The organism is Corallococcus sp. AB038B (genome assembly GCF_003668955.1).
In the GTDB taxonomy this organism is placed as follows: domain Bacteria; phylum Myxococcota; class Myxococcia; order Myxococcales; family Myxococcaceae; genus Corallococcus; species Corallococcus exiguus.
In genome coordinates, this window is sequence record NZ_RAWO01000014.1 from 1 (window position 1) to 19,739 (window position 19,739).

Annotated in this window: 16 protein-coding genes and 1 pseudogene; 6 read left to right on the top strand and 11 right to left on the bottom strand. The window is 66.3% G+C overall.

Annotated elements, in window-relative coordinates; translation table 11 throughout:
- Positions 1-469 precede the first annotated feature (469 nt).
- From D7Y04_RS35620 to D7Y04_RS35655, 8 genes are all read right to left on the bottom strand, one after another.
- A complete protein-coding gene (locus tag D7Y04_RS35620) occupies positions 470-922 on the bottom strand; it encodes a hypothetical protein (protein ID WP_120575622.1) in 453 nt (150 codons plus the stop codon).
- Complete coding sequence (locus D7Y04_RS35625; RefSeq protein ID WP_121762217.1) at positions 919-1,566, bottom strand: anti-sigma factor; 648 nt, start codon at positions 1,564-1,566, stop codon at positions 919-921. The genes D7Y04_RS35620 and D7Y04_RS35625 overlap by 4 nt, the downstream gene beginning before the upstream one ends.
- 85 nt (positions 1,567-1,651) lie before the next feature.
- Positions 1,652-2,266, bottom strand: coding sequence for an RNA polymerase sigma factor (locus D7Y04_RS35630; RefSeq protein WP_120575660.1), 615 nt, complete (start codon positions 2,264-2,266; stop codon positions 1,652-1,654).
- A gap of 61 nt (positions 2,267-2,327) precedes the next feature.
- Positions 2,328-3,401 carry an Immediate early protein ICP0 gene (locus D7Y04_RS35635; RefSeq protein WP_216669303.1) on the bottom strand — a complete coding sequence of 358 codons (1,074 nt, stop codon included), beginning with the start codon at positions 3,399-3,401 and terminating at the stop codon, positions 2,328-2,330.
- A 174-nt stretch (positions 3,402-3,575) separates the two neighbouring features.
- The gene (locus tag D7Y04_RS35640; protein ID WP_171807100.1) at positions 3,576-4,094 is read right to left on the bottom strand and encodes a hypothetical protein; all 519 of its coding nucleotides are present in this window, start codon (positions 4,092-4,094) and stop codon (positions 3,576-3,578) included.
- Positions 4,094-4,993: an oxygen-dependent coproporphyrinogen oxidase gene (gene hemF / locus D7Y04_RS35645; protein ID WP_121762218.1), complete on the bottom strand. Its 900-nt coding sequence runs from the start codon at positions 4,991-4,993 to the stop codon at positions 4,094-4,096. Before hemF ends, D7Y04_RS35640 begins: the two co-directional genes overlap by 1 nt.
- A gap of 43 nt (positions 4,994-5,036) precedes the next feature.
- A complete protein-coding gene (locus tag D7Y04_RS35650; RefSeq protein ID WP_370457297.1) occupies positions 5,037-5,789 on the bottom strand; it encodes a hypothetical protein in 753 nt (250 codons plus the stop codon).
- Between the two features lie 57 nt (positions 5,790-5,846).
- Entirely contained in the window at positions 5,847-6,140 is a 294-nt protein-coding gene (locus D7Y04_RS35655; RefSeq protein ID WP_121762219.1) for a DUF3467 domain-containing protein, read from the bottom strand.
- Between the two features lie 70 nt (positions 6,141-6,210).
- On the opposite strand from D7Y04_RS35655, the gene D7Y04_RS35660 reads away from it, so the two are divergent.
- On the top strand, positions 6,211-7,032 hold the full coding sequence (locus D7Y04_RS35660) for a carboxylesterase (protein ID WP_121762319.1): 822 nt from the start codon (positions 6,211-6,213) through the stop codon (positions 7,030-7,032).
- On the opposite strand, the gene D7Y04_RS35665 is transcribed toward D7Y04_RS35660, so the two are convergent.
- Positions 6,986-9,103 carry an ATP-binding protein gene (locus tag D7Y04_RS35665; protein ID WP_121762220.1) on the bottom strand — a complete coding sequence of 706 codons (2,118 nt, stop codon included), beginning with the start codon at positions 9,101-9,103 and terminating at the stop codon, positions 6,986-6,988. The two genes, D7Y04_RS35660 and D7Y04_RS35665, sit on opposite strands and share 47 nt — an antisense overlap.
- A gap of 223 nt (positions 9,104-9,326) precedes the next feature.
- On the opposite strand from D7Y04_RS35665, the gene D7Y04_RS35670 reads away from it, so the two are divergent.
- From D7Y04_RS35670 to D7Y04_RS35685, 5 genes are all read left to right on the top strand, one after another.
- Positions 9,327-10,055: an ABC transporter ATP-binding protein gene (locus D7Y04_RS35670; protein ID WP_121762320.1), complete on the top strand. Its 729-nt coding sequence runs from the start codon at positions 9,327-9,329 to the stop codon at positions 10,053-10,055.
- Complete coding sequence (locus D7Y04_RS35675; protein WP_121762221.1) at positions 10,052-12,592, top strand: FtsX-like permease family protein; 2,541 nt, start codon at positions 10,052-10,054, stop codon at positions 12,590-12,592. The genes D7Y04_RS35670 and D7Y04_RS35675 overlap by 4 nt, the downstream gene beginning before the upstream one ends.
- A gap of 3 nt (positions 12,593-12,595) precedes the next feature.
- On the top strand, positions 12,596-13,795 hold the full coding sequence (locus D7Y04_RS35680) for a lipocalin-like domain-containing protein (protein WP_121762222.1): 1,200 nt from the start codon (positions 12,596-12,598) through the stop codon (positions 13,793-13,795).
- 246 nt (positions 13,796-14,041) lie between these two features.
- Positions 14,042-14,971 carry a hypothetical protein gene (locus D7Y04_RS44185; RefSeq protein WP_147477267.1) on the top strand — a complete coding sequence of 310 codons (930 nt, stop codon included), beginning with the start codon at positions 14,042-14,044 and terminating at the stop codon, positions 14,969-14,971.
- A gap of 3 nt (positions 14,972-14,974) precedes the next feature.
- The gene (locus D7Y04_RS35685) at positions 14,975-18,286 is read left to right on the top strand and encodes a DEAD/DEAH box helicase (protein WP_121762321.1); all 3,312 of its coding nucleotides are present in this window, start codon (positions 14,975-14,977) and stop codon (positions 18,284-18,286) included.
- A gap of 79 nt (positions 18,287-18,365) precedes the next feature.
- Here D7Y04_RS35685 and D7Y04_RS46965 read toward each other — a convergent pair.
- Positions 18,366-19,114: pseudogene (locus D7Y04_RS46965) on the bottom strand (IS5 family transposase); the annotation flags it as partial.
- Positions 19,115-19,301: 187 nt separating this feature from the next.
- A complete protein-coding gene (locus D7Y04_RS35695) occupies positions 19,302-19,715 on the bottom strand; it encodes a DUF6194 family protein (protein WP_121762223.1) in 414 nt (137 codons plus the stop codon).
- Positions 19,716-19,739: the final 24 nt, after the last annotated feature.

The following is a 19,739-nucleotide window of genomic DNA, read 5'->3' on the forward strand; positions in this document are numbered from 1 at the left end:
CTGCCTTGCTGCCCCGACCCGCCCTGCCCCGTCCCGCCCCGTGCTGCCCCGTCCCGCCCCGCCGCCCTGCCCGCCCACCGTCCCGCCCGTCCTGCCCTCATACCCAAGAGCAACTGCCGTGCCGTCGCTCAACCCAGCGTTTTCCGAGGGAACAAAGCCCGGAGCACCCCTGCCTCGCAGGGCAGGACTGACTTTCTTTCAGCCCGGCTCCAGGTAGATCCGCCCTCTTTCCTGCCCTCCGGTGCCATGCGCACCCCGGCGCACGTCAGGCGGGGGACGGAGCTGTCCGACGCTGGGACAGCACACCGTCCACGCAGGGGTGGATGTGCGAGGACCTGGGAAGCTTCAGGGACGGTGGGCCCTGACGCGGGGCCGCCCGGGGAGTTGGGGGCCATCCAGGCGTCAGGGTGGGGATTCCGCGGACGGCGCCTGCCTCGGGGGCGGCGCGCATCCGTCACGACTCACACGGCTACTTCGACGGCGGCACCAGGACGAGGATGAGTTCGCCACCCACGTGCTTGCCGGCCTTCTGGTACACGGCGCCCTGACGGCCCAGCTCCACCTCCACGGAGGACTGGTTCGGGATGATGACACGCAGCGTGGCGCTGCCGTCCTTCATGCCCAGCAACTGGAGCGACGCGTTCGTCCCGTTGGGGAGCTTCACTTCCGTGGGCTTCTGGGCGCCCACCTCCACGGTGTCCAGCGACATGCGCTTGAAGGAGGTGAAGCTGAAATTCTGCTTCTGGAACGCCTCCTTCATCTTGTTGAGCTCGGGCGGCTCCACCGCGGTGCCCTTGTTGGAGGCCAGCACCACCTCCACCTGCACCTTCACCTTCTGCTCCTGGGCGGAGGCGACCGCCGGCCCCATCACCAGACCCACGGCGAACAGCAGAGCCAGCACCGCCCACGTCGGCTTCGTCATAGCGCTCCTCCGGTGGGCCGGGGCGGGACGGACGGAGCCGGCGTCGGCTGTCCTCCCTGGCCATCCTGCTCCACGCTCGAATCCTGGGACTCCACCGCGCCCGGCTTCTTCTCCTTCACGGGCTCCGGGGCCTGCTCCTGCTCGTCCACCATCCAGATGATGGAGCCGCCGCCCTCTGTCTCCATCACCACCGGGGCCACGCGGGCGCCCTGGTAGGACTGGATGGACTTCACCGTCATGCGCTCGGCGGCGTAGCCCTCCGGCGCGCTGTCGCGCAGCACCAGCGGCAGGGCCACCAGCATCACCACCGCGGCGGTGGCCAGCGACGAAATCATCGCCGTGCGCTGGTAGAGGAACATCTCCGACAGGGCCAGCCGCATCCGCTCGATGAGGGGCGGCTTCTCCGGCGTCACCCGGGCCATGACCTTCTGGGCGAAGTCCTTGAAGTCGACGTCGTCCACCGCCATGTCCAGGCCGACCCGGAGCAACCCGGACTCGGCGCGCAGGTCCGCCGCGCGGCCTGTGCAATCCCGGCAGGCGGCCAGGTGCCGCTCCACGTTGACGCGCTCCCCGGGAGCGATTTCACCGTCGATGTAGGGAGACAGGAGCGGTACGAAACGCTCACACGCGGGATTTCCGGCCATACTCTTCACCCTGCGGGCTGGTGGGAATTCGTCGGTGAGGACGCGACGGGCCCCACGGATATTCGAGGAGGCCTTTCTGGCATCCTCATTCGTTGCCCACTCCGCTCTTGGCTTCGTCCAGCTCCAGATAATCCCCCAGGATTTTCTGCACCTTGGCGCGCGCGTGGAAGAGCCGGCTCATCACCGTGCCCTTGGGGATGTCCAGCGTGCGGGCCAGGTCCTCGTAGGACATTCCCTCGATTTCGCGCAGCAGGAGGATGGCGCGGTGCTTCTCCGGCACCGTGGCCAGGGCTTCCTGGATCTTCTCCGCCAGCTCCTTGCGCAGGGCGCTCTTCTGGGGATTGGTCCCCAGGCGGCTGCCGAGCGCGCCGATGCGGGCTTCGGAGAGGTCCACTTCCTGCGTCTCGTCGAACTCCACGGCCTCGCCGCCGCCGCGGCGCTTGCGCAGCACGTCGATGCAGATGTTGGACGTGATGCGGTAGAGCCACGTGTAGAAGGACGCGTCGCCCTTGAAGTGGTCCAGGTACTTGTAGACCTTGACGAACGCCTCCTGAGAGACGTCCATCGCCTCCTCCTTGTCCTTCAGCATTCCGAGCGCGACGGCATACACCTTGCGCTGGTAACGCTCGACGAGGAGCTTGAAGGCGCGCTGGTCCCCGCTGCGGACGCGCTTGACGAGTGTGAGGTCGTCGGTGGCCAAGTGCGCGGCACCGTAGCACAAGCCGCGCCAACCCCAAGGCTTTCGACGCGCCCCGTCGCTCCTAGAGGGAGCTGACGAGCGCGATGGCCGCCAGGGCCAGGCCCACCATGGCCAGCACCGCTCCGAAAATCATGCGGTCCCACTGGGCCTGGGTGACGGCGGAGTCCTCCGTGTCCTCGCCGGCCCGGAAGGTGTGGAGCACGTTCCAGAACATGCGGCCGCCCAGCCGGCGGTCGGTGCCATGGCGGTCGCGGGGGTCGTCGTTCTGGAGGGGCTGTCCCTGGGCGTCCCGGCGCACGAAGGGGCCGGGCAGCGGCTGGTAGAGGCCAGGGGTGAGCGGGGCGGCCTGCTCGGAGTGCCGCACGTCGGGAGGGGGCTCCAGCCGGACGGCGTCCGCGCGCTCGCGGGCCTCCTCGGGGGTGGGCGCGTCCATCACCCACATCCCGGCCTCCACGCCGTTCTGCCCGGTGTGGGCGTCCTGGAGGTGGGCGAAGCCCTGGTCCTTGAGGGCCTGCTCGAAGGCGGCCTTGCCCTCCGCGGCGGGCGGGTGCTGAGCGGCGGCCTCCGCGTAGGCGGCGAAGAAGACCCACAGGCGGGCCACCCGGTCCGACGAGGGCAGCGACGAGGGCCGCACCTGCGCGGACAGGAGCGCCCCGTCCGACGCGAAGCGCTTGCCCACCGCGAGGTGGCTCTCCAGGTCGTTCAAGTCGGAGGGGATGAGCGACTCCACGTCCAGCACCGGCCCCCGCGCCTCGCCCGCGCCCAGGTAGGGGCTGGCGGTGGTGGGGAGGGAGCCGGGCGTCCGGAAGCCGTCGCCGCCCTTGCGCCGGGGGGTCTGCGTGGCCGCGCCGGGGGACTCGAAGCCCGTGCCGACGTCCGCGCGAGGGGCCCGACCCGTCCCGTCAGAGCGAGGCCCCCGGTTGGGAATGCCGACGCGGACCGAACGGGGGCCCACGTCGCCACCCTCCGGAGAGGCGCCGGCCTCCGTCCCTTCGCCACCGGGGAGGCCGGGCTCGCCGGGCTCCGCTCCAGACTCCAACGGCGCGCCACCATCGGCTTCCGGCGGAAGTCCCACGGGCGGGGAGCCAATGCGGGTGCGGTCGCCGGACGTGGTGGTGGGGGTGGAGGTCTCCATCCCGTCATCGCGGAACGGAGACGCCGGCGACGGGCCCGTCGGCGCGGAGGGCCCACCGCCGGAGCGGGGCCCACCAGAGCCGGGAGGACCTCCTGCGCGGGGGCCGCGGATGTCGCCGACGTTTCCCATCACGAAGGATTCTCTCACAACGAGAACCCCGAGTTGCATGGGGGGCTACTCCCCCTCGCGCTCCACCTCCACGGGGCTGGTCATTCCGTTGGCATCCAGACGGACGCGGTACACGGCGTTGAGGCCGTCGCCATCTTCGTCCACGCGGGCGAGGCAGGACACCTCGGGTTCACCCACGGGGCTCTCCTCCACCCGCACCTCGTACTGGAGGTGAACGGCGGGGCCGGGATCGAAGCCAATGCGTCGGAAGTCCTCGTGGTCGTTCGGGAACGGCACGGCCTCGCCCCGCTGGGGCACGGGGGCGGGATAGGGCGCGATGGACACGTAGTCGCCGTGCTCGTCGCGGAAGCCCTGCACTGCGTCGCACAGGGCCAGCACCTGGACGCGGGCCTCATTGGCCACCCGCTCCGGCGACGCGCGGCTCCGGCCCGACGCCCCCATGATGGGCAGGTAGGCGATGTACAGGCAGCTCATGGCCACGGCGAGGAACACCGTGACCGCGACGCCCACGCGCACCGCGAGGTTGCGCGGGCGCGCGGGGCCGGGCTCTGGAGCCGAGGACATCAGGCCCACTCCCGGGGATTGCGCAGCACCTCCACCAGCCGGCCTTCGGGCGTGCCGGGCTCCGGGTGGTAGTCGTAGCGCCAACGCACGCGCGGCGGCAGCGACATCAGGATGGACTCCGTGCGCCCCTGCGTCTCCAGGCCGAAGAGGGTGCCCCGGTCGTAGACGAGGTTGAACTCCACGTAGCGGCCCCGGCGCACCTCCTGCCAGTAGCGCTGCTCCTCCGTCACCGGCGTGTCCTTGTGCTTCCGCGCGATGGGCAGGTACGCGGGGATGAAGCTGTTGCCGCACGCCTGCACGAACGCGAACTCGCGCTCCAGGTCACCGCCCATGTTCTCGAAGAAGATGCCGCCCAGGCCGCGCGCCTCGCCCCGGTGGCGCAGGTGGAAGTACGAGTCGCACGCGGCCTTGAAGCGCGGGTAGTACGTGGGGTCGTGCGCGTCGCACGCGGCCTTGTGCGCGCGGTGGAAGTGCGCCGCGTCCGCTTCATCCAGGTAGTACGGCGTCAGGTCCGCGCCGCCGCCGAACCACGCGCGCCCGCCCTGGTGGATGAAGCGGTAGTTGGCGTGCACCGTGGGCACATGCGGGCTCTTCGGGTGCAGCACCAGCGACAGGCCACCGGCCCAGAAGGTGCGCCCCTCGCCCTGGAGCTTCCTGGCGAAGGCCTCCTCCAATTCGCCGTGGACGATGGAGATGTTGACGCCCGCCTTCTCCAGGACGGCGCCATCCTCCAACACGCGGCTGCGGCCGCCACCGCCGCCGGGGCGGCTCCACGCGTCCTCGCGGAAGCGGCCCTGGCCGTCCAGTTCCTCCAGCGCTCCGCAGATGTCGTCCTGGAGCTTCTGGATGAAGGCGGCCATGCGCCCCTTCAAACCCTCCACATCCACCGTCGCCGTCATGCCCGTTGTCTCCCTGTCGCGGGTTGAACGGGCAGACACACTACTAAGGGCCCTGGGCGGACGGGGCCTCGAAGTCCACGGGAGGCGTGGATGGCGCCAGGTTGCCCGCTGCATCGAAGGCCTCGATGCGCGCGCGATAGCTGCGCCCGTCCTCCAGGGAGAACGCACCACCGCAGGCCTCATGCCCCAGATAAGCCGTATTGCCTTGCACGGGCAGCAGGTACTGCTGGGGAGAGATGCCCAGCCGGCGCGGCGACAGCTTCACCACCAGGAAAGCGGGGCTCTCCTCGCGCAGCGCCAGGTTGAGCTTCACGAAGCGCGCGATGCCCTGGGGCGAGCGGCGCACGAAGCCTTCCGAGACCGCGGGGCGCTTCACCCATTTAGGCGCCTTGGCGTCCGGCCCCTTGCCGCTCAGCCACGACGGCTGCGCGCCCACCTGGCCGTTGAGGAGGGCGATGTTGGGGAGCACCTCCTGCAGGTTCAGGAAGTAGCGCTTGTCCGCCTGCATTGGCTCCGCCAGCTTGAGGATGACGGTGGCGCGGCCCAGGGAGCTCTCCCAACCCTTGGTGACCTTGAGCTTCACCTCGTGGTCGGTGGAGACGAGCTTCAGCGGCTTGCCCACCAGTCCCAGCACCGGCGACTTCGCGGTGCCCACGCCCTCCAGCAGGATGCGCATGTTGGTGGGGACGATGCCGCCCGGCGCGGGATACAGCTGCACTCCGTCGCCGGTGCACTGGGCGGAGGCGTTGGCGGCGGACAACAGGGCAGCGGCGAACACGAGGGCTCGGAACACGATGCCGCTCAGTGTGCGCCGGGAAAGGCCGCGAGGGAAAGTCCCGGCGGCGCCTGCCCTTCAGTGCTTGGGGCCGTCGTCCTCGCCCAGGGTGATGGCGCCGAAGCGCGCTTCGTAGCGCTGCACGTTTTCCTGGAGTGCCTTCAAGAGCCGCTTGGCGTGGCGCGGGCTGGTGATGATGCGCGAGCGGACACGGGCCAGGGGCTGCTGAGGTTGGACATAGAGGAAGTCCAACACGAACTCCGAGTCCGTGTGATTCGTCAGGACCAGGTTGCTGTACTGGCCATTGGACACCTCTTCGGTCATCTGCACCTGGAGCTGCACTTCAGGGGGCTTCGTCGGAGTGTCGGCCATGAGTCAGGCGGCATAGCGCCTGGGGCCCGTCGTGGCCAGTGTCCTCCCCGTGAGCACGCGCTGGCGGGACATCGACGGAGAGTCCACCGCGCCCTTCACGCTGGGGCGGGGGCCGGACGCCTGCCTGCTCTTGCATGGTTTCACCGGCAGTCCCTGGGAGGTGCGTCCCCTGGGTGAGGCCCTGGCGGCGCGGGGGATGCGCGTGGTGGCGCCCAGGCTTCCGGGGCACGGCACCACGCCAGAGGCGATGCTGGGCGTGGACTTCCGCGACTGGCAGGCCTGCGCGGACGAAGCGCTGGCGTCGCTCTCCGGACACCGCCGCGTGTTCGTCGCCGGACTGTCCATGGGTGCGCTCCTGGCGCTGCGGTTGGCCGCGCATCAACCGGAAGCCGTGCACGCGCTCGCGCTGGTGGCGCCCGCGGTGCGCTTCCGGGGCGCGCGCATGGCGCTGGTGAGACAGCTGTGCCGCACGCCGCTGCTCGAATGGACCACGCCGTGGGTGGACAAGGGCGGCACGGACATCTCCGACCCGGAGGTGCTGGCGAAGGCGCCGGTGCTGCCCGCGTTCCCGGTCGCCCGGCTGCGCGACCTGTGCAGGCTGCAGGACCTGGCGCTGGCGGACGCGCCCCGGGTGCGCTGCCCGGTACTGGTGGCCACCGCTGAGCAGGACCACGTGGTGGATCCGGAGGGCGGACGCTGGCTCGCGCGGCGGATGAAGGCCTGTCCCCAGGTGCGGCACGTGGCCTATCCGGAGGGCTTCCACATCATCCCGCGCGACGTGAGCGGTGCGCGGCTCTCCCGGGAGGTGGGGGACTTCCTCCAGCCGTGGCGTGCGGAGGAGGACTTCAGGAGCCGACCGGATTGGCCGGAGCAAGACGCGCCACCGCCGTGAGCAGCTCCACCGCGTCGAGCGGCTTGGTGACGAAGGCGCTGAAGCCCGCGCGAAGGGCGCGGTCGCGGTCCTCGCGGCGCGCGGCGGCGGTGACGGCGAGCGCGGGCACACCGCCTCCGGACTCCCAGGGCAGCGCGCGCAGCCGGTACAGGAGCGAATAGCCGTCCTCGCCGGCCAGCGTCACGTCCGTCACCAGCACCGTGGGCGGAGAGCGGCGCACTTCATCCATGGCGTCAGTAACGTTGGTGGCGGTGAGCACGTGCGCGCCCACGCGGGTGAGCAGCACGGACATCCACTCGCGCGCGTCCGGCTGGCCATCCACCACCAGCACGCGCTGGCCCTCCAGCTCCGGGAAGCGCGGCAGCGTCAGGCCCTCCACGGGACGCGGCACGCGCAAGGAGCCCGGGGCCGTGCCCACGCGCGAGTTGGGCAGCACGACGGTGAACGTGGCGCCCTTCCCCAGCCCATCGCTGACGGCCGTCACGGTGCCGCCGTGCAGCTCCACCAGGTGCCGCACGATGGACAAGCCCAGGCCCAGGCCTCCGTGCTGGCGGCTCACGCTGGTGTCCGCCTGCTGGAAGCGCTGGAAGAGGAAGGGCAGGAAGTCAGCGGGGATGCCCTCGCCGTCGTCGCGCACCACCAACTCCGCGCCCTCGTCGCACGTGCGCGCGGACACCGTCACGTGGCCGCCGTGCGGGGTGAACTTGATGGCGTTGGAGAGCAGGTTCCACACCACTTGCTGCAAGCGGTCCGGGTCGCCGAACAGCGGCACGCCATCCTCGTCCACGGAGACATCGAGCGTCAGCTCACGCGCGAGCGCCGTGGGCCTGACGGCATCCAGCGCCGCCTCCACCACGTGGCCCAATTCCAGCGGCACCGGCTCCAGGCGCAGACGGCCGTTGGCGATGCGGCTGATGTCGAGCAGGTCCTCGATGAGCTGTCTTTGCGCGCGGGCGTTGCGCTCGATGGCCTCCACCGCGCGCTGTCGTTTGTCTTCACCCAGCAGGCCCTGCCGCAGCATCTGCGACCAGCCGAGGATGGACGTGAGCGGCGTGCGCAGCTCATGGGACACCGTGGCGAGGAACGCGTCCTTGGCGCGGCTGGCGGCCTCCGCGACGCTCCGGGCCGCGCGCTCCTCGTCGTACAGGCGCGCGCGATCCAGCGCCTGCGCGCACAAACGGCCCACCGTCAGCAGGAAGGCACGCTCCGGCGCGTCGAAGTCGCGCGCGTCGCCGAAGCCCAGGCCCAGCGCGCCGAACACGCGCCCACCGCTCACCAGCGGCACGGATGCCCAGGCCAACAGGGTCCGCTCACGGGACAGCTGCGCGAGCCTGGGGTAGCGCGCCATGCACTCCGTCCATGAGCTCAGCGCGCAGGGCTCGCGGGTGCGCGTCACGTCCGTGAGGGGACAGGTCGCGGAGACCTCGAAGCGCTGCCAGCCCTCCAGCTCACCGGGAGAGAAGCCATGCGCGGCGGCGCGCTCGAAGACGTCCAGGGTCGTCCCTTCTGGCACCACCACCAGGCCGGTGAGGGCCCCCATGGCGAGGGCGCCTTCGCGCGCGGCCACCTCCACCACCTGCGCGGGCGTGAGCGCTTCGGAGAGCGCGGCGGTCATCGCCTGGAGGCGTTCGGTGCGCCAGGCCGCGGTGGTCCACGCGGCGCGGCGGGTGCTCACGAGCTCCGTCACGTCCACCGCGAAGGCGAGCACGCCCTCCACCTTCCCCTGCGCGTCGCGGCGCGGCAGCAGGGACAGGTTGAAGAAGAGCTCCTCGTCCGCGGGGCACGCGCGGGCGGACGCCTCGCGCAGGTGCAGGGCTTCTCCGGTGGCGAAGACGCGGTCCCAGGCCTCGTGCCAGCCGGGGCCATCCAGTTGCGGGCAGGCCTCGCGCAGGGGGATGCCCACCTGGCCTCGCGTGTCGAGCAGCGGCAGTCGCGTGGAGGTGCTGAACTCGATGTGGTGGCCGGGGCCGCGGTAGAGGCCGAAGAAGGCAGGGAGCTGTTGAAGCAGCTCATGCAGCGGCGGGGGCACACTGCCGGACGCCGCGACCCACCCGGCCTGGGCTTCATTCATGTGTGGCCCCCCCTACCCCGCGGAAGGCAAGGCTTCCGGCGAGGAGAGGTGGCCATCAAACACCGAGACGTCTCGGCACGCACGAAAAGCAACCCGGACAACCTGCCGGGTGTCATGGGTTGAGCGCTCCCTGGCGCTGCTGGCGTCCAGTAGCGGGCATCCCTCCCGGTTGGACGGGGAAACGCTCCCGGATGCTGGGCATCGGCTATGTCGGATGCCCGGCATGCCTTCCTCTCCTCCCGATTCGCGGCCCCTCGTCGAACTGCGCGGCGTCACCAAGTCCTACGCGGAAGGCGATTCCGTGCGCGAGGTGCTCTCCGGCACATCGCTCGCCCTGCACCGGGGCGAGTTCGTGGTGCTGCTGGGCCGCAGCGGCTCCGGCAAGTCCACGCTGCTCAACCTCATCAGCGGCATCGACCAGGCGACGCACGGCGAAATCCTGGTGGAGGGCCGCGACCTGGGGCGCATGCCGGAGCGGGACCGCACGCTGCTGCGCCGCGAGCGCGTCGGCTTCATCTTCCAGGCGTTCAACCTGTTGCCCACGCTGACGGTGGAGGAGAACGTGCGGCTGCCGCTGGAGCTGCTCGGCCGCTCGAGCGCCGAGGCCAGCGCGCGGGCGAGGGAGCTGCTGGAACGGGTGGGATTGGGAACGCGCGCGAACAGCTTCCCGGACCGGCTCTCCGGCGGAGAACAGCAGCGCGTGGCGGTGGCGCGAGCCCTGGCCCATGCCCCGCCGCTGCTGCTGGCGGACGAGCCCACGGGCAACCTGGACGAGGAGACGGGCGGTCAGGTGTTGGACCTGCTGGAAGGACTCACACGGCAAGGCAACGCGTGCGCGCTCATCGTCACGCACGAACCCGCGATGGCGGAGCGTGCGGACCGCGTGCTGACGATGGAGAACGGACGCCTGGTGGAGCGCCCCGGCGGTGCGCGCGGCCGGGGAATGCCATGAGAGCGCTGCTCGCACGCTCCAGCCTGCGGCACCTGGGCGGGCACCCGTGGCTCACTGCACTGTCTCTCCTGGGCATCGCGATGGGCGTGGCGGTGGTGGTGTCCATCGACCTGGCGAGCGGCAGCGCGCTGCGAGCCTTCGAGCAATCCACCGACGTCGTCGCGGGTCGCGCAACGCATCAAATCGCAGGAGGCACCTCCGGTCTGCCGGAGGGCGTCTACACGGCGCTGAAGCTGCGGCCGGACGCACCGGAGGCGGCGCCCGTGGTGCAGGGCTTCGTGCAGGTGGAGGGTGGCAACCACCGCACGCTCACGCTGCTGGGATTGGATCCGTTCGCGGAGGCCCCCTTCCGGGACTTCTCCAGCGGGGGTGCGGTGGGGGACGTCGGCACGCTGCTCACGCGGCCCGGCACGGTGGTGATGGGCGCGAAGACGGCGCGGAGCCTGGGCGTGAAGGCCGGGGACACGCTGCCGGTGATGGTGACAGGGCTTCGCCGGGAGCTGCGCGTATCGGCCCTGCTGACGCCTTCGCAGGAGACGACGGAGCGCGCGCTGGAATCACTGCTCATCGCGGACATCTCCACCGCGCAGGAGGTGCTGGGCCAGGAGGGCCGACTGACGCGCGTGGACCTGCGATTGAAGGGCGGAGAGGCGCAGGCCGCGGCGCTCAAGGCCACGCTGCCGCCGGGCGCGGAGCTGGTCCAGACGTCCGGGCGCGCGGGCACGGTGGAGCAGATGACGCGGGCGTTCCGCACCAACCTCACCGCGCTGTCGCTGCTGGCGCTCGTGGTGGGGATGTTCCTCATCTACAACACGATGACGTTCTCCGTGGTGCAGCGGCGCGGGATGCTGGGCCGGCTGCGCGCGGTGGGCGTGACGCGAGGCGAGCTGTTCGCGGTGGTGCTGGGCGAAGCCCTGCTCCTGGGCATGGTGGGCACCGCGGCGGGGCTGCTCCTGGGCATCCTGATGGCCAGCGGCCTGGTGGGCCTCATCACCCGCACCATCAACGACCTGTACTTCGTGGTGAACGTGCGGCGTCTGTCCTTGGAGCCGTTCACGCTCATCAAGGGCCTGAGCCTGGGCCTGGGCGCGACAGTGCTGGCGGCGCTGGTGCCCGCGTGGGAAGCGGCGCGAGCGGCACCGGTGACAGCGCTGCGGCGCTCGACGGTGGAGGACGTGTCGCGCAACCGGGCGCCCCGGCTGGCGGTGCTGGGGTTGATCATCCTGGCCCTCTCGGCGGCGGTGCTCGCGTGGCCCACGCAGGCGCTGATGCCGGCGTATGCGGGGCTCTTCGGCGTGCTGCTGGGCAGTGCGCTGCTGGTGCCCTGGGTGACGGAGAAGCTGACGGTGGCGGCGGCGCGGCCGCTGGGCGCGATGTTCGGTCCACTGGGACGCATGGCGGCGCGCGGAGTGACGGCGAGCCTGTCGCGCACGGCGGTGGCGCTGGCGGCGTTGATGGTCGCGGTGGCGACGACGGTGGGCGTGGGCCTGATGGTGTCCAGCTTCCGAGGCACGGTGGCGGCGTGGCTGGAGTCCGCGTTGCAGGCGGACGTGTTCGTGTCGCCGCCGTCACTGGTGGCGCGGCGCGGGGATTCGTCGCTGGTGCCAGGGCTCGCGGAGAAGCTGCGGTCCACGCCGGGTGTCGAAGCGAGCGGATCCATCCGCGTCATCCACGTGCGCATCAACGACGTGGACACGGACCTGCTGGCGGTGGACTTCGCGAAGGGCCACGAGCGGACGTACCGCTTCAAGGAAGGACGCGCGGAGGACGTGTGGAGGCAGTTGGACGCGTCACCGGACGCGCTCATCGTGTCGGAGCCCTTCGCGTTCCACCGGGGCGTTCACGCGGGCGACACGCTGCGAGTCGCCACCGACAAGGGGCCGCACGACTTCCGCGTGGCGGGCGTGTACTTCGACTATGGCTCGGACGTGGGGACGGTGCTGATGCCGCGTGCCACGTATGAGCACTGGTACGAGGACCGGGGCGTGTCCGGCCTGTCCCTCTTCGCCGCGCCCGGACAGGACGTGGACGAACTGGTGGCCCGCGTGCGCGACCGCGCGGGCGGTGAGCAGGCCTTGAACGTGCGCGCGAACCGGGCGCTGCGGCAGGCGTCGATGGAGGTGTTCGACCGGACCTTCACCATCACGCAGGTGCTGCGCTTGCTGGCCATTGGCGTCGCGTTCGTGGGCGTGCTGAGCGCGCTGATGTCGTTGCAGTTGGAGCGGGCGCGCGAGTTCGCGGTGCTGCGCGCGACGGGGCTCACGCCGGGACAACTGTGGGGCATGGTGTCGTTGCAGACGGGCCTGCTGGGCTTGCTCGCGGGGCTGTTCTCCGTGCCGTTGGGGTTGGCATTGGCCTATGTGCTGGTGCACGTCATCAACCAACGCTCGTTCGGGTGGACGTTGCAGCTGGTGGTGGCGCCGGGCGTGGTGGGACAGGCGCTGGTGCTGGCCCTGGTGGCGGCGGCGCTCGCGGGGCTGTACCCGGCGTGGCGCATGGCGCGCGCGAACCCGGCCATGGCGCTGCGGGAGGAGTGAGGCATGGGGCGGGGACTCGTCATCGGGGTGGTGTTGGTGCTCGCCGCGCTGGGCGTGGCGGTGGGCGTGGTGCTGCGGGACACGGAGGACACCGGGCCCGCGAACACAGGCGGCATGACGGTCGCGTCCGCGATGGGAGGAGACGGCGGCACGGAGGGCTACGCGCGCGCGATGGAGCCCCGGCCCTTCCACTTCCCGGAGGACCACGGCCCCCACCCCGACTTCCGCACCGAGTGGTGGTACTGGACAGGAAATCTAGAGACGCAGGACGGGCGCGCCTTCGGCTACCAGTTCACGCTGTTCCGCAGCGCGCTGTCGCCAGAGCAGCCGCGGCGTGAGTCCAACTGGGGCACGCGGCAGGTGTTCATGGGGCACTTCACGTTGACGGACGTGAGCGCCGGGAAGTTCCACGTCACCGAGCGATTCAGCCGCGCGGCGCAGGGACTGGCGGGCGCGGACGGGGCGCCCTTCCATGTCTGGCTTCAGGACTGGGACGTGCGCAGCGAAGGCACGGGCGGCACGTGGCCCATGCACCTGCGCGCGCAGGGCGACGGGGTGACGCTGGAGCTGACGCTGGACGAGGGCAAGCCGCCGGTGCTCCAGGGCGACAAGGGTTTGAGCCAGAAGGGGGCGGAGCGGGGCAACGCGTCCTACTACTACTCGATGCCGCGCATGCCTTCTCTGGGCACGGTGTCGGTGGACGGCCAGACGGTGCAGGTGAAGGGCGAGAGCTGGATGGACCGCGAGTGGAGCACCAACGCGTTGAGCGGTGACCAGGTGGGTTGGGACTGGTTCGCGCTCCAGCTCTCCGACGGCAGCGAGCTGATGCTCTACCAGCTGCGCAAGAAGGACGGTTCGAAGGACGCCTTCAGCGCGGGCGCGTATGTCCCCACGACAGGTGAGGCCGTGCACCTGACCGCGGAGGACATGAAGCTTGAGCCACGGGGCACCTGGAAGAGCCCGCGCGGTGGCGAGTACCCGGCGGGCTGGCGCGTCCAGGTCCCCAAGGTGTCGCTGGAGCTGACCGTGACGCCGAAGCTGCCGGACCAGGAACTGCCGGTGCTGGTGCGCTACTGGGAGGGCGCGATGACCGTGGACGGCACGCGCGAGGGCCAGCCCGTGCAGGGGCGCGGCTACCTGGAGATGACGGGCTACGCGGACGTGCCCCGGAGCGACGAGACCGTGCGCAGCCGCACGCCGTGACAACGGCAGCAGACGTTAGACGCAAGTCTGCACTCCGCAGCTAGTGCCGAAGCATGCGGCGAGGCCGTCTCATCAGACTCAAAATCAAGACTGAAGCGGCCCAGCCAAGGCAGCAACACGACACATTTCAACCGAACATCAAACACTCCCGCAAGTCCCACCAAACCACCAAGAGAGTCAGACAAGACCTCCTGAACACGCATTCACTTCAAAGTAGTCTTCAAGACAATTTAGCCTCCAGGCCTCATGACTGGAGCCCCCAAAGCCCACTCCGCAAATGCGGCGGCCGAATCAGCCTCACCAAGCCCCACCCTACCAGCCAATCAGTCAGCCCCGCCGGCGCAGCCGAACCAACTCTCGACGACTGCAGATCCGACAGCCCTCAACGCCTGGCCCATAAGCATAAGCAGCATCACACACACACAGCCATGGCACTCGTTTGCCTGGGAAATAACAAACAAGAAGACGCTAGCAAAGCACATCGCCTACATAGCAGCCGGATACCATCTACACATCGAAAACATACTCAGGAAGCTCGACAAACTCGAAAGCACCACACCACACACCAACGCTATCGCCGCCGCAATCAAAGCCCTAGCCCCACCTCAGAACCAGCAGCAAAAATTCCATCGAGATGGATGGCTGTTTCAATTAATCGCATGGCTCGCAGCACTAGCCAAAGCATCGCCCACTGACATTCTGCGGGCCCCGCAAATCAGAAAAGCCGACCATGGACTCGACGGAATTATAATCCACACCAAGACCACAGCACTGTCGCCAGCAGGCGTACGGATTTGCGAACAAAAAGCAACAGACAATCCGCGCAACAAAATCTCCCAGCAGGTATGGCCGGAAATCGATAAGCACGAGCAAGGCGACCGAGACCACGAAATTGTAGCTGAACTAACTACAATACTTCAACGTATCAATCCACATTCGGCACAGTCACTGGCGGAAAAAGCGCTCTGGCAGGATCAAAGATCCTACTCAGTAGCCGTGACAACCAAGAGCGCTGACCCCTCAGAACACAGCACACTCTTCGCAGGATTTGATGCACACGCCCAAGGCAGCAATGAGCGTCGCCACGGAGAAACACTAACCCTCGACAACTTGCGTGACTGGATGGATGACTTGGCAAGTCTGGTCATTTCAGATCTACATGCGATGGAAAAATAAGAAATGTACGATTCCATTACCGAGAAATTAATCCAATCAGCACGGCCACTCGAAGGTCTCGATCTATCCAATCTCCCCAAGCAGTTAACAGCAGCCTTCACCGCAATCACCGAACTCCGGCTACGCATTGCAAATCAGCCTCTGGATCAAGATGACAAAGACCTCAAGAACAATATAAATTGGCTGCGCCATCTTGCAAACACATACGAATCCATCTCATGCTTTCTTGAAACGGGCTCATCAGAACAAAAATCCTGCGCTTTCATTTCAGCAACAGCCCACCACCTAGTCCACCAAGCATCTGGAATCACGAACCCTGCCGCGAAAAATTCGCCACAAGCAGCAGATAGCCACCTTCAGACAAACGCCATCTCATCGGCGCTGGCGGCGCTCTTGCTGTTCCACATTGCAGCAGCAGTTCCCGATGCCCATGAAGTCGCCAGGACAATTAGAAAAAAGTATGTACCAGGAGACACAATTGCCGATGCCCTCATACAGTCCATCATCCTGCTCGCTGAGGGGCGCCCAGGCGAAGCATTAGCCTTGCCACTTCCGGCAATTTCCATCTCCGCCGAGCCATCCTTACAAGATGCGACGAATGCGCTCTGGGAGCAGCTCTTTTTAGGGGTTAGACAATTTTCAGACGAAATACTCCGAATCAATGCCCCTCCCCAATCGGAAGGCACATTTCTCAAAGTGCAGCAACTCTCGTCAGAGCAAATGTTCCCCCCTGGATTCAACGCGCCCTCAACGCAAGCCACTTTCGACCCTGTCGATCCACAACCGAATATCTATGCCACTCTAAGTGGACCCCATCACCTCGCAACACTGCTAATTCACTCAAGCAAGAATCTACGACTACTCGCAATAACAAACACACCCACACCGAGCGGGACAGATCCAACCAGTTGGAGTAGGTATTTATCTGAAGCTGCCACAAGCCGCCCATTCCTGTGGCTGAATCACGTCGACGCCATTAAGAGGGGATTCCTTGCCAACGGAACGTCGTCGGCAATCAGTTTCCCCACTGGAGCTGGCAAATCAACCCTGGTGCAGCTCAAGATAGCAGCAACGCTCTTGTCTCAACGAGACGTTTTGCTACTAGCTCCAACCCATTCGCTTATCGAGCAATTCCGAACTGATTTGGCAGCAGCCTTCGGAGAAGTACTGAGCAATTCACTCAGAGCGGACCAAGTCAGCACGGACGAGACTGAGCGCATATCCCAGATTACGATCTGCACTCCGGAGTCGTGCCTAGCCCAAATCAGCACAGGGTCATCAAAACTCGATCATGTCGGCCTCATAATACTAGACGAGTGCCATATCCTCCACCCCACACAAGGAGTCAACGACCGCCGAAGTCTAGATGCGATGCTGAGCCTGCTCAATCTATTCAAATTGGCAAATAAGTCAGACTACGTCCTGATTTCCGCCATGATGGAAAACGCGTCCGAACTCGCTGCATGGATTCAAGAACGTACGGGCCGGCCAGCCATAGCACTCGACCTTGCATGGCGCCCGACGCGGCAAGCTCGTGGATGCGTCGTCTATAGCAAGAGCGACATATCTACCCTCCACGCAACGATTGGCGAATACAGGCGCAGATCAACAACCAAAGGTCCGCCAGCGGCATTGCAACGAGAACTGTTGGCACGACCGTATGGACTATTCTGCCTGCGCCACTCTTGGACAGCCGAATCAGACGACTATGCCCTAAAACCCTTGCTAGACTCCAACGTACCACTCAAGGCGTCCGGCCTTCCAAGCAATCCTCGGCAATGGCACCTAACAGCCAATCGAAACCAAGTGGCAGCGAAGATAGCAACAGGTTTCTCGAAGACGAACATAAAGACAATGGTTTTGGTTCAAATACCAGACCACACGAAGTCACTCGGCGAATTTGCCACTGGCATCCTTGGAGCTAGCAAGCCTTCCCTACATGAGGACGAGCAAAAACTGCTCGACACGGCAGCATTGGAACTGGGCGACCAAGCACATGTCGATGGATTGATATCTGCCGACGTAGCCATACATCACGGGCTATTGCTTCCAGTCGAGCGCAAGCTGAGCGAACGTTATTTTTCGCGTCCCAGTGGAGCAACCGTACTGGTTGTTTCGCCAACTCTCTCGATGGGAATCAATCTGCCTGCCGAAGCTGTCATCATAGCGGGCGATGACAGGTACGAAGCAGATCAGAGCACCATGCGCCCGTTAACGGCCCATGAACTTCTCAATGCTGCGGGCCGTGCAGGTCGAGCAACCACCGGCTCCCATGGGATAGCCCTGGTTGTCCCCGGCACGGTTGTCTACACTGACAAGGCCAAGAACGAAATTACACAGCACTGGCTGGAAATGCAGAAGAACATATTCTCAAAGAGCGATCAATGCCTCACCATAACGGACCCAATCGAACAATGGCTGGACATAATGCAACAATACACAGTCGACACCAAGCTCACTGCTGATGCCGACTATTTCCTGAATCGCCTGCCCGCAGCCCCTGATTCGGCAGCTAGCCACATCAACAATTCACTTTCTGCATTCAAGGCTCGCAGTAACGGCACGTCAAAGCAGTATGCCGATAAAGTAGCATCCCTAATTGCCATCCGAACAAGCCGGGTGCCGCAAGGCCCAGCGAATTGGCAATTCGACCTATCATATGCAACCGGGCTATCTTTTGATTTAATCAACCAACTCGCCGCCGACATCTCGAACCTTCAAGGCAACTGGCCAAGCACGCCAATTGATTGGACGACTTGGTGGATTCACTGGCTACAAGTTGACTCCGGCAGAACTGAAGCTCTTCTCGGAACTGACACCTCACTTCGGATTCTTCCCAAACTGACGAAGGGAATCGAGAACCCCAACTCTCTTCCTCCAATATGCCTCCTCAAGAATGCCCTAGAACTTTGGATGAGTGGCGAACCGCTGAACAAGATTGAGCTTCAACTAGGCACGCCTATCAACAAGCTTAGTTACTGCACCAATGCGCGCGAACTCGTTCTACGAGTGGTTCCAACCCTCTCTTACGGCTTGGCAATAACTGCCAGGGTTCGACGGATACAAATCCAAGAACAAGAAACTCCTGAGCTCGACTCAGCGCTGGATTCGGCGGCAGCATGCCTCAGAGATGGATTCCGAACCCCAGAGCAGCGTGCACTGCAATTTCTGACAAAGGAAGAGTCACGCATATCCATCCATGAGCTGCATCGAAATTTAAACAACCTCCTTCCCGCAGCGCCTCCTGCCGAAACCTACACGGAGACTATACGCAGGGTGTCGATCGCCTATAGAATATGGACTTCATTGGCTTGAGGTCTCGACACAGGCTTACAGCTCCGAACAAATGCCAGGAGAGGTGGCGTAGGAGCATGCGGCAGCAGCCGAGGACGAGGAAGCCGAAGTGAACATCGTCCCTGCGCTCGTCACGGACGCGAAGGCGGCACAGTTGGTTCTTCTAAGCCAATAGGCGCTCCTCGACCCAGCGGTAGCGTCCCAGCCGCTCTTTGGACTCGACGCCCAGGCGTGCGATGCGGGCGGCGATTCCGCGTAAGCGCAGCCCTCGTCGATTCTTCCGGGAGGCATACGCCTTGTCGCCATGGAGCTTCGCGGGCCGGAATCTGCGTTGCCCCGACGGCATCCGCACCGCAGGCACGGAGTCGACGAGGGGGAAGAGCTCGTGCGTGTCGTGCACGTTGGCTGCCGTCACTGACTCGGTGAGGGGCAGACCGTGCGCCTTTACGAGAAAATGCTGCTTGCTACCCGCCTTCGTTCTATCCGTTGGGCTTGGGCCCGTGAGGGCCCCCTTTTTGACGCCCGCACGGACGAGGAGTCGATGGAGGCGCGGGAGAAGTCCACTTTGCCGCGCAGCTCCAGCTCCTCCAGTAGCCGTTCCTGGAGCTTTTCCCCCACGCCGGCCCGCGTCCAGTCCTCCAGCTTGCGCCAGGCCGTCATGCCCGGCAGGCCAAGCTGTTTGCAAGGCAGCATCTCCCATGGGATGCCGCTGCGAAGCACGAAGGCGATGGCCTCCAGCACCGCCCGGTCATCCGCCCGAGGTCGGCCCAGCTTCTTCTTGGGCCGTGGCGGAGGCAGCAGCGGTGCCACGCGCGGCCAGAAGGCGTCGGCAACGAGTTCGCGGACCATGAACCTCAAACTGGTGATGGCACTTGCTACTGATCACCCCAGTCCGCATTTTCGCTAGGCGCTGTTACTCCATCCCGTAGTCGTCGCAGTCACGCGCCTTTCCACTTCACAGGAGCAACTATGAACTGGATTCGGTACGCGGACGTGCCTCGGAGCGACGAGACCGTGCGCAGCCGCACGCCGTGACTCAGCCCCGGGCGGCCCGATTCACCTGGATGGCGTGGGCTTCCTTCAGGTACGGGCGCAGCAGCCGGAGCGTTTCGTGGCTGGGGTTGAGCACGCTCAGCCAGAACATCCGCGAGTAAGCCGGGTGTGGCAGGAGTACGTCCAGGTCCGTGTAGTCCACGCGCGGGTCGAGCACCGGGAACAGCTTCTGGAAGCTCTCCTTGCTCAAGCCCAGGTTCAGCCGGAACACGTCGTCGCGGTCCAGCTCCGAGTGATGATCGAACTCGGTGTCCCGCGTGACGATGGTCGCGAAGGGGTGCTTCCGCTCGTCCCCCGCGAAGAAGAAGAGGTCGGGCGTGGAGGTGTCCATGTGCACGTCCTTGAACGCGTCCTGGATGTACTCCGCCAGTGCTTCCAGGCTGATGGCTCCTGTCATGGCGCACGCCTCCGAGTCGTACCG

What these genes read in the sequence shown, in the direction of transcription:
- D7Y04_RS35620 (WP_120575622.1), bottom strand. Translation starts at nt 922, where the DNA reads ATGACGAAGCCGACGTGGGCGGTGCTGGCTCTGCTGTTCGCCGTGGGT.
- D7Y04_RS35625 (WP_121762217.1), bottom strand. Translation starts at nt 1,566, where the DNA reads ATGGCCGGAAATCCCGCGTGTGAGCGTTTCGTACCGCTCCTGTCTCCC.
- D7Y04_RS35635 (WP_216669303.1), bottom strand. Translation starts at nt 3,401, where the DNA reads ATGGAGACCTCCACCCCCACCACCACGTCCGGCGACCGCACCCGCATT.
- D7Y04_RS35640 (WP_171807100.1), bottom strand. Translation starts at nt 4,094, where the DNA reads ATGTCCTCGGCTCCAGAGCCCGGCCCCGCGCGCCCGCGCAACCTCGCG.
- hemF (WP_121762218.1), bottom strand. Translation starts at nt 4,993, where the DNA reads ATGACGGCGACGGTGGATGTGGAGGGTTTGAAGGGGCGCATGGCCGCC.
- D7Y04_RS35655 (WP_121762219.1), bottom strand. Translation starts at nt 6,140, where the DNA reads ATGGCCGACACTCCGACGAAGCCCCCTGAAGTGCAGCTCCAGGTGCAG.
- D7Y04_RS35665 (WP_121762220.1), bottom strand. Translation starts at nt 9,103, where the DNA reads ATGAATGAAGCCCAGGCCGGGTGGGTCGCGGCGTCCGGCAGTGTGCCC.
- D7Y04_RS35670 (WP_121762320.1), top strand. Translation starts at nt 9,327, where the DNA reads ATGCCTTCCTCTCCTCCCGATTCGCGGCCCCTCGTCGAACTGCGCGGC.
- D7Y04_RS35675 (WP_121762221.1), top strand. Translation starts at nt 10,052, where the DNA reads ATGAGAGCGCTGCTCGCACGCTCCAGCCTGCGGCACCTGGGCGGGCAC.
- D7Y04_RS35680 (WP_121762222.1), top strand. Translation starts at nt 12,596, where the DNA reads ATGGGGCGGGGACTCGTCATCGGGGTGGTGTTGGTGCTCGCCGCGCTG.
- D7Y04_RS44185 (WP_147477267.1), top strand. Translation starts at nt 14,042, where the DNA reads ATGACTGGAGCCCCCAAAGCCCACTCCGCAAATGCGGCGGCCGAATCA.
- D7Y04_RS35685 (WP_121762321.1), top strand. Translation starts at nt 14,975, where the DNA reads ATGTACGATTCCATTACCGAGAAATTAATCCAATCAGCACGGCCACTC.
- D7Y04_RS35695 (WP_121762223.1), bottom strand. Translation starts at nt 19,715, where the DNA reads ATGACAGGAGCCATCAGCCTGGAAGCACTGGCGGAGTACATCCAGGAC.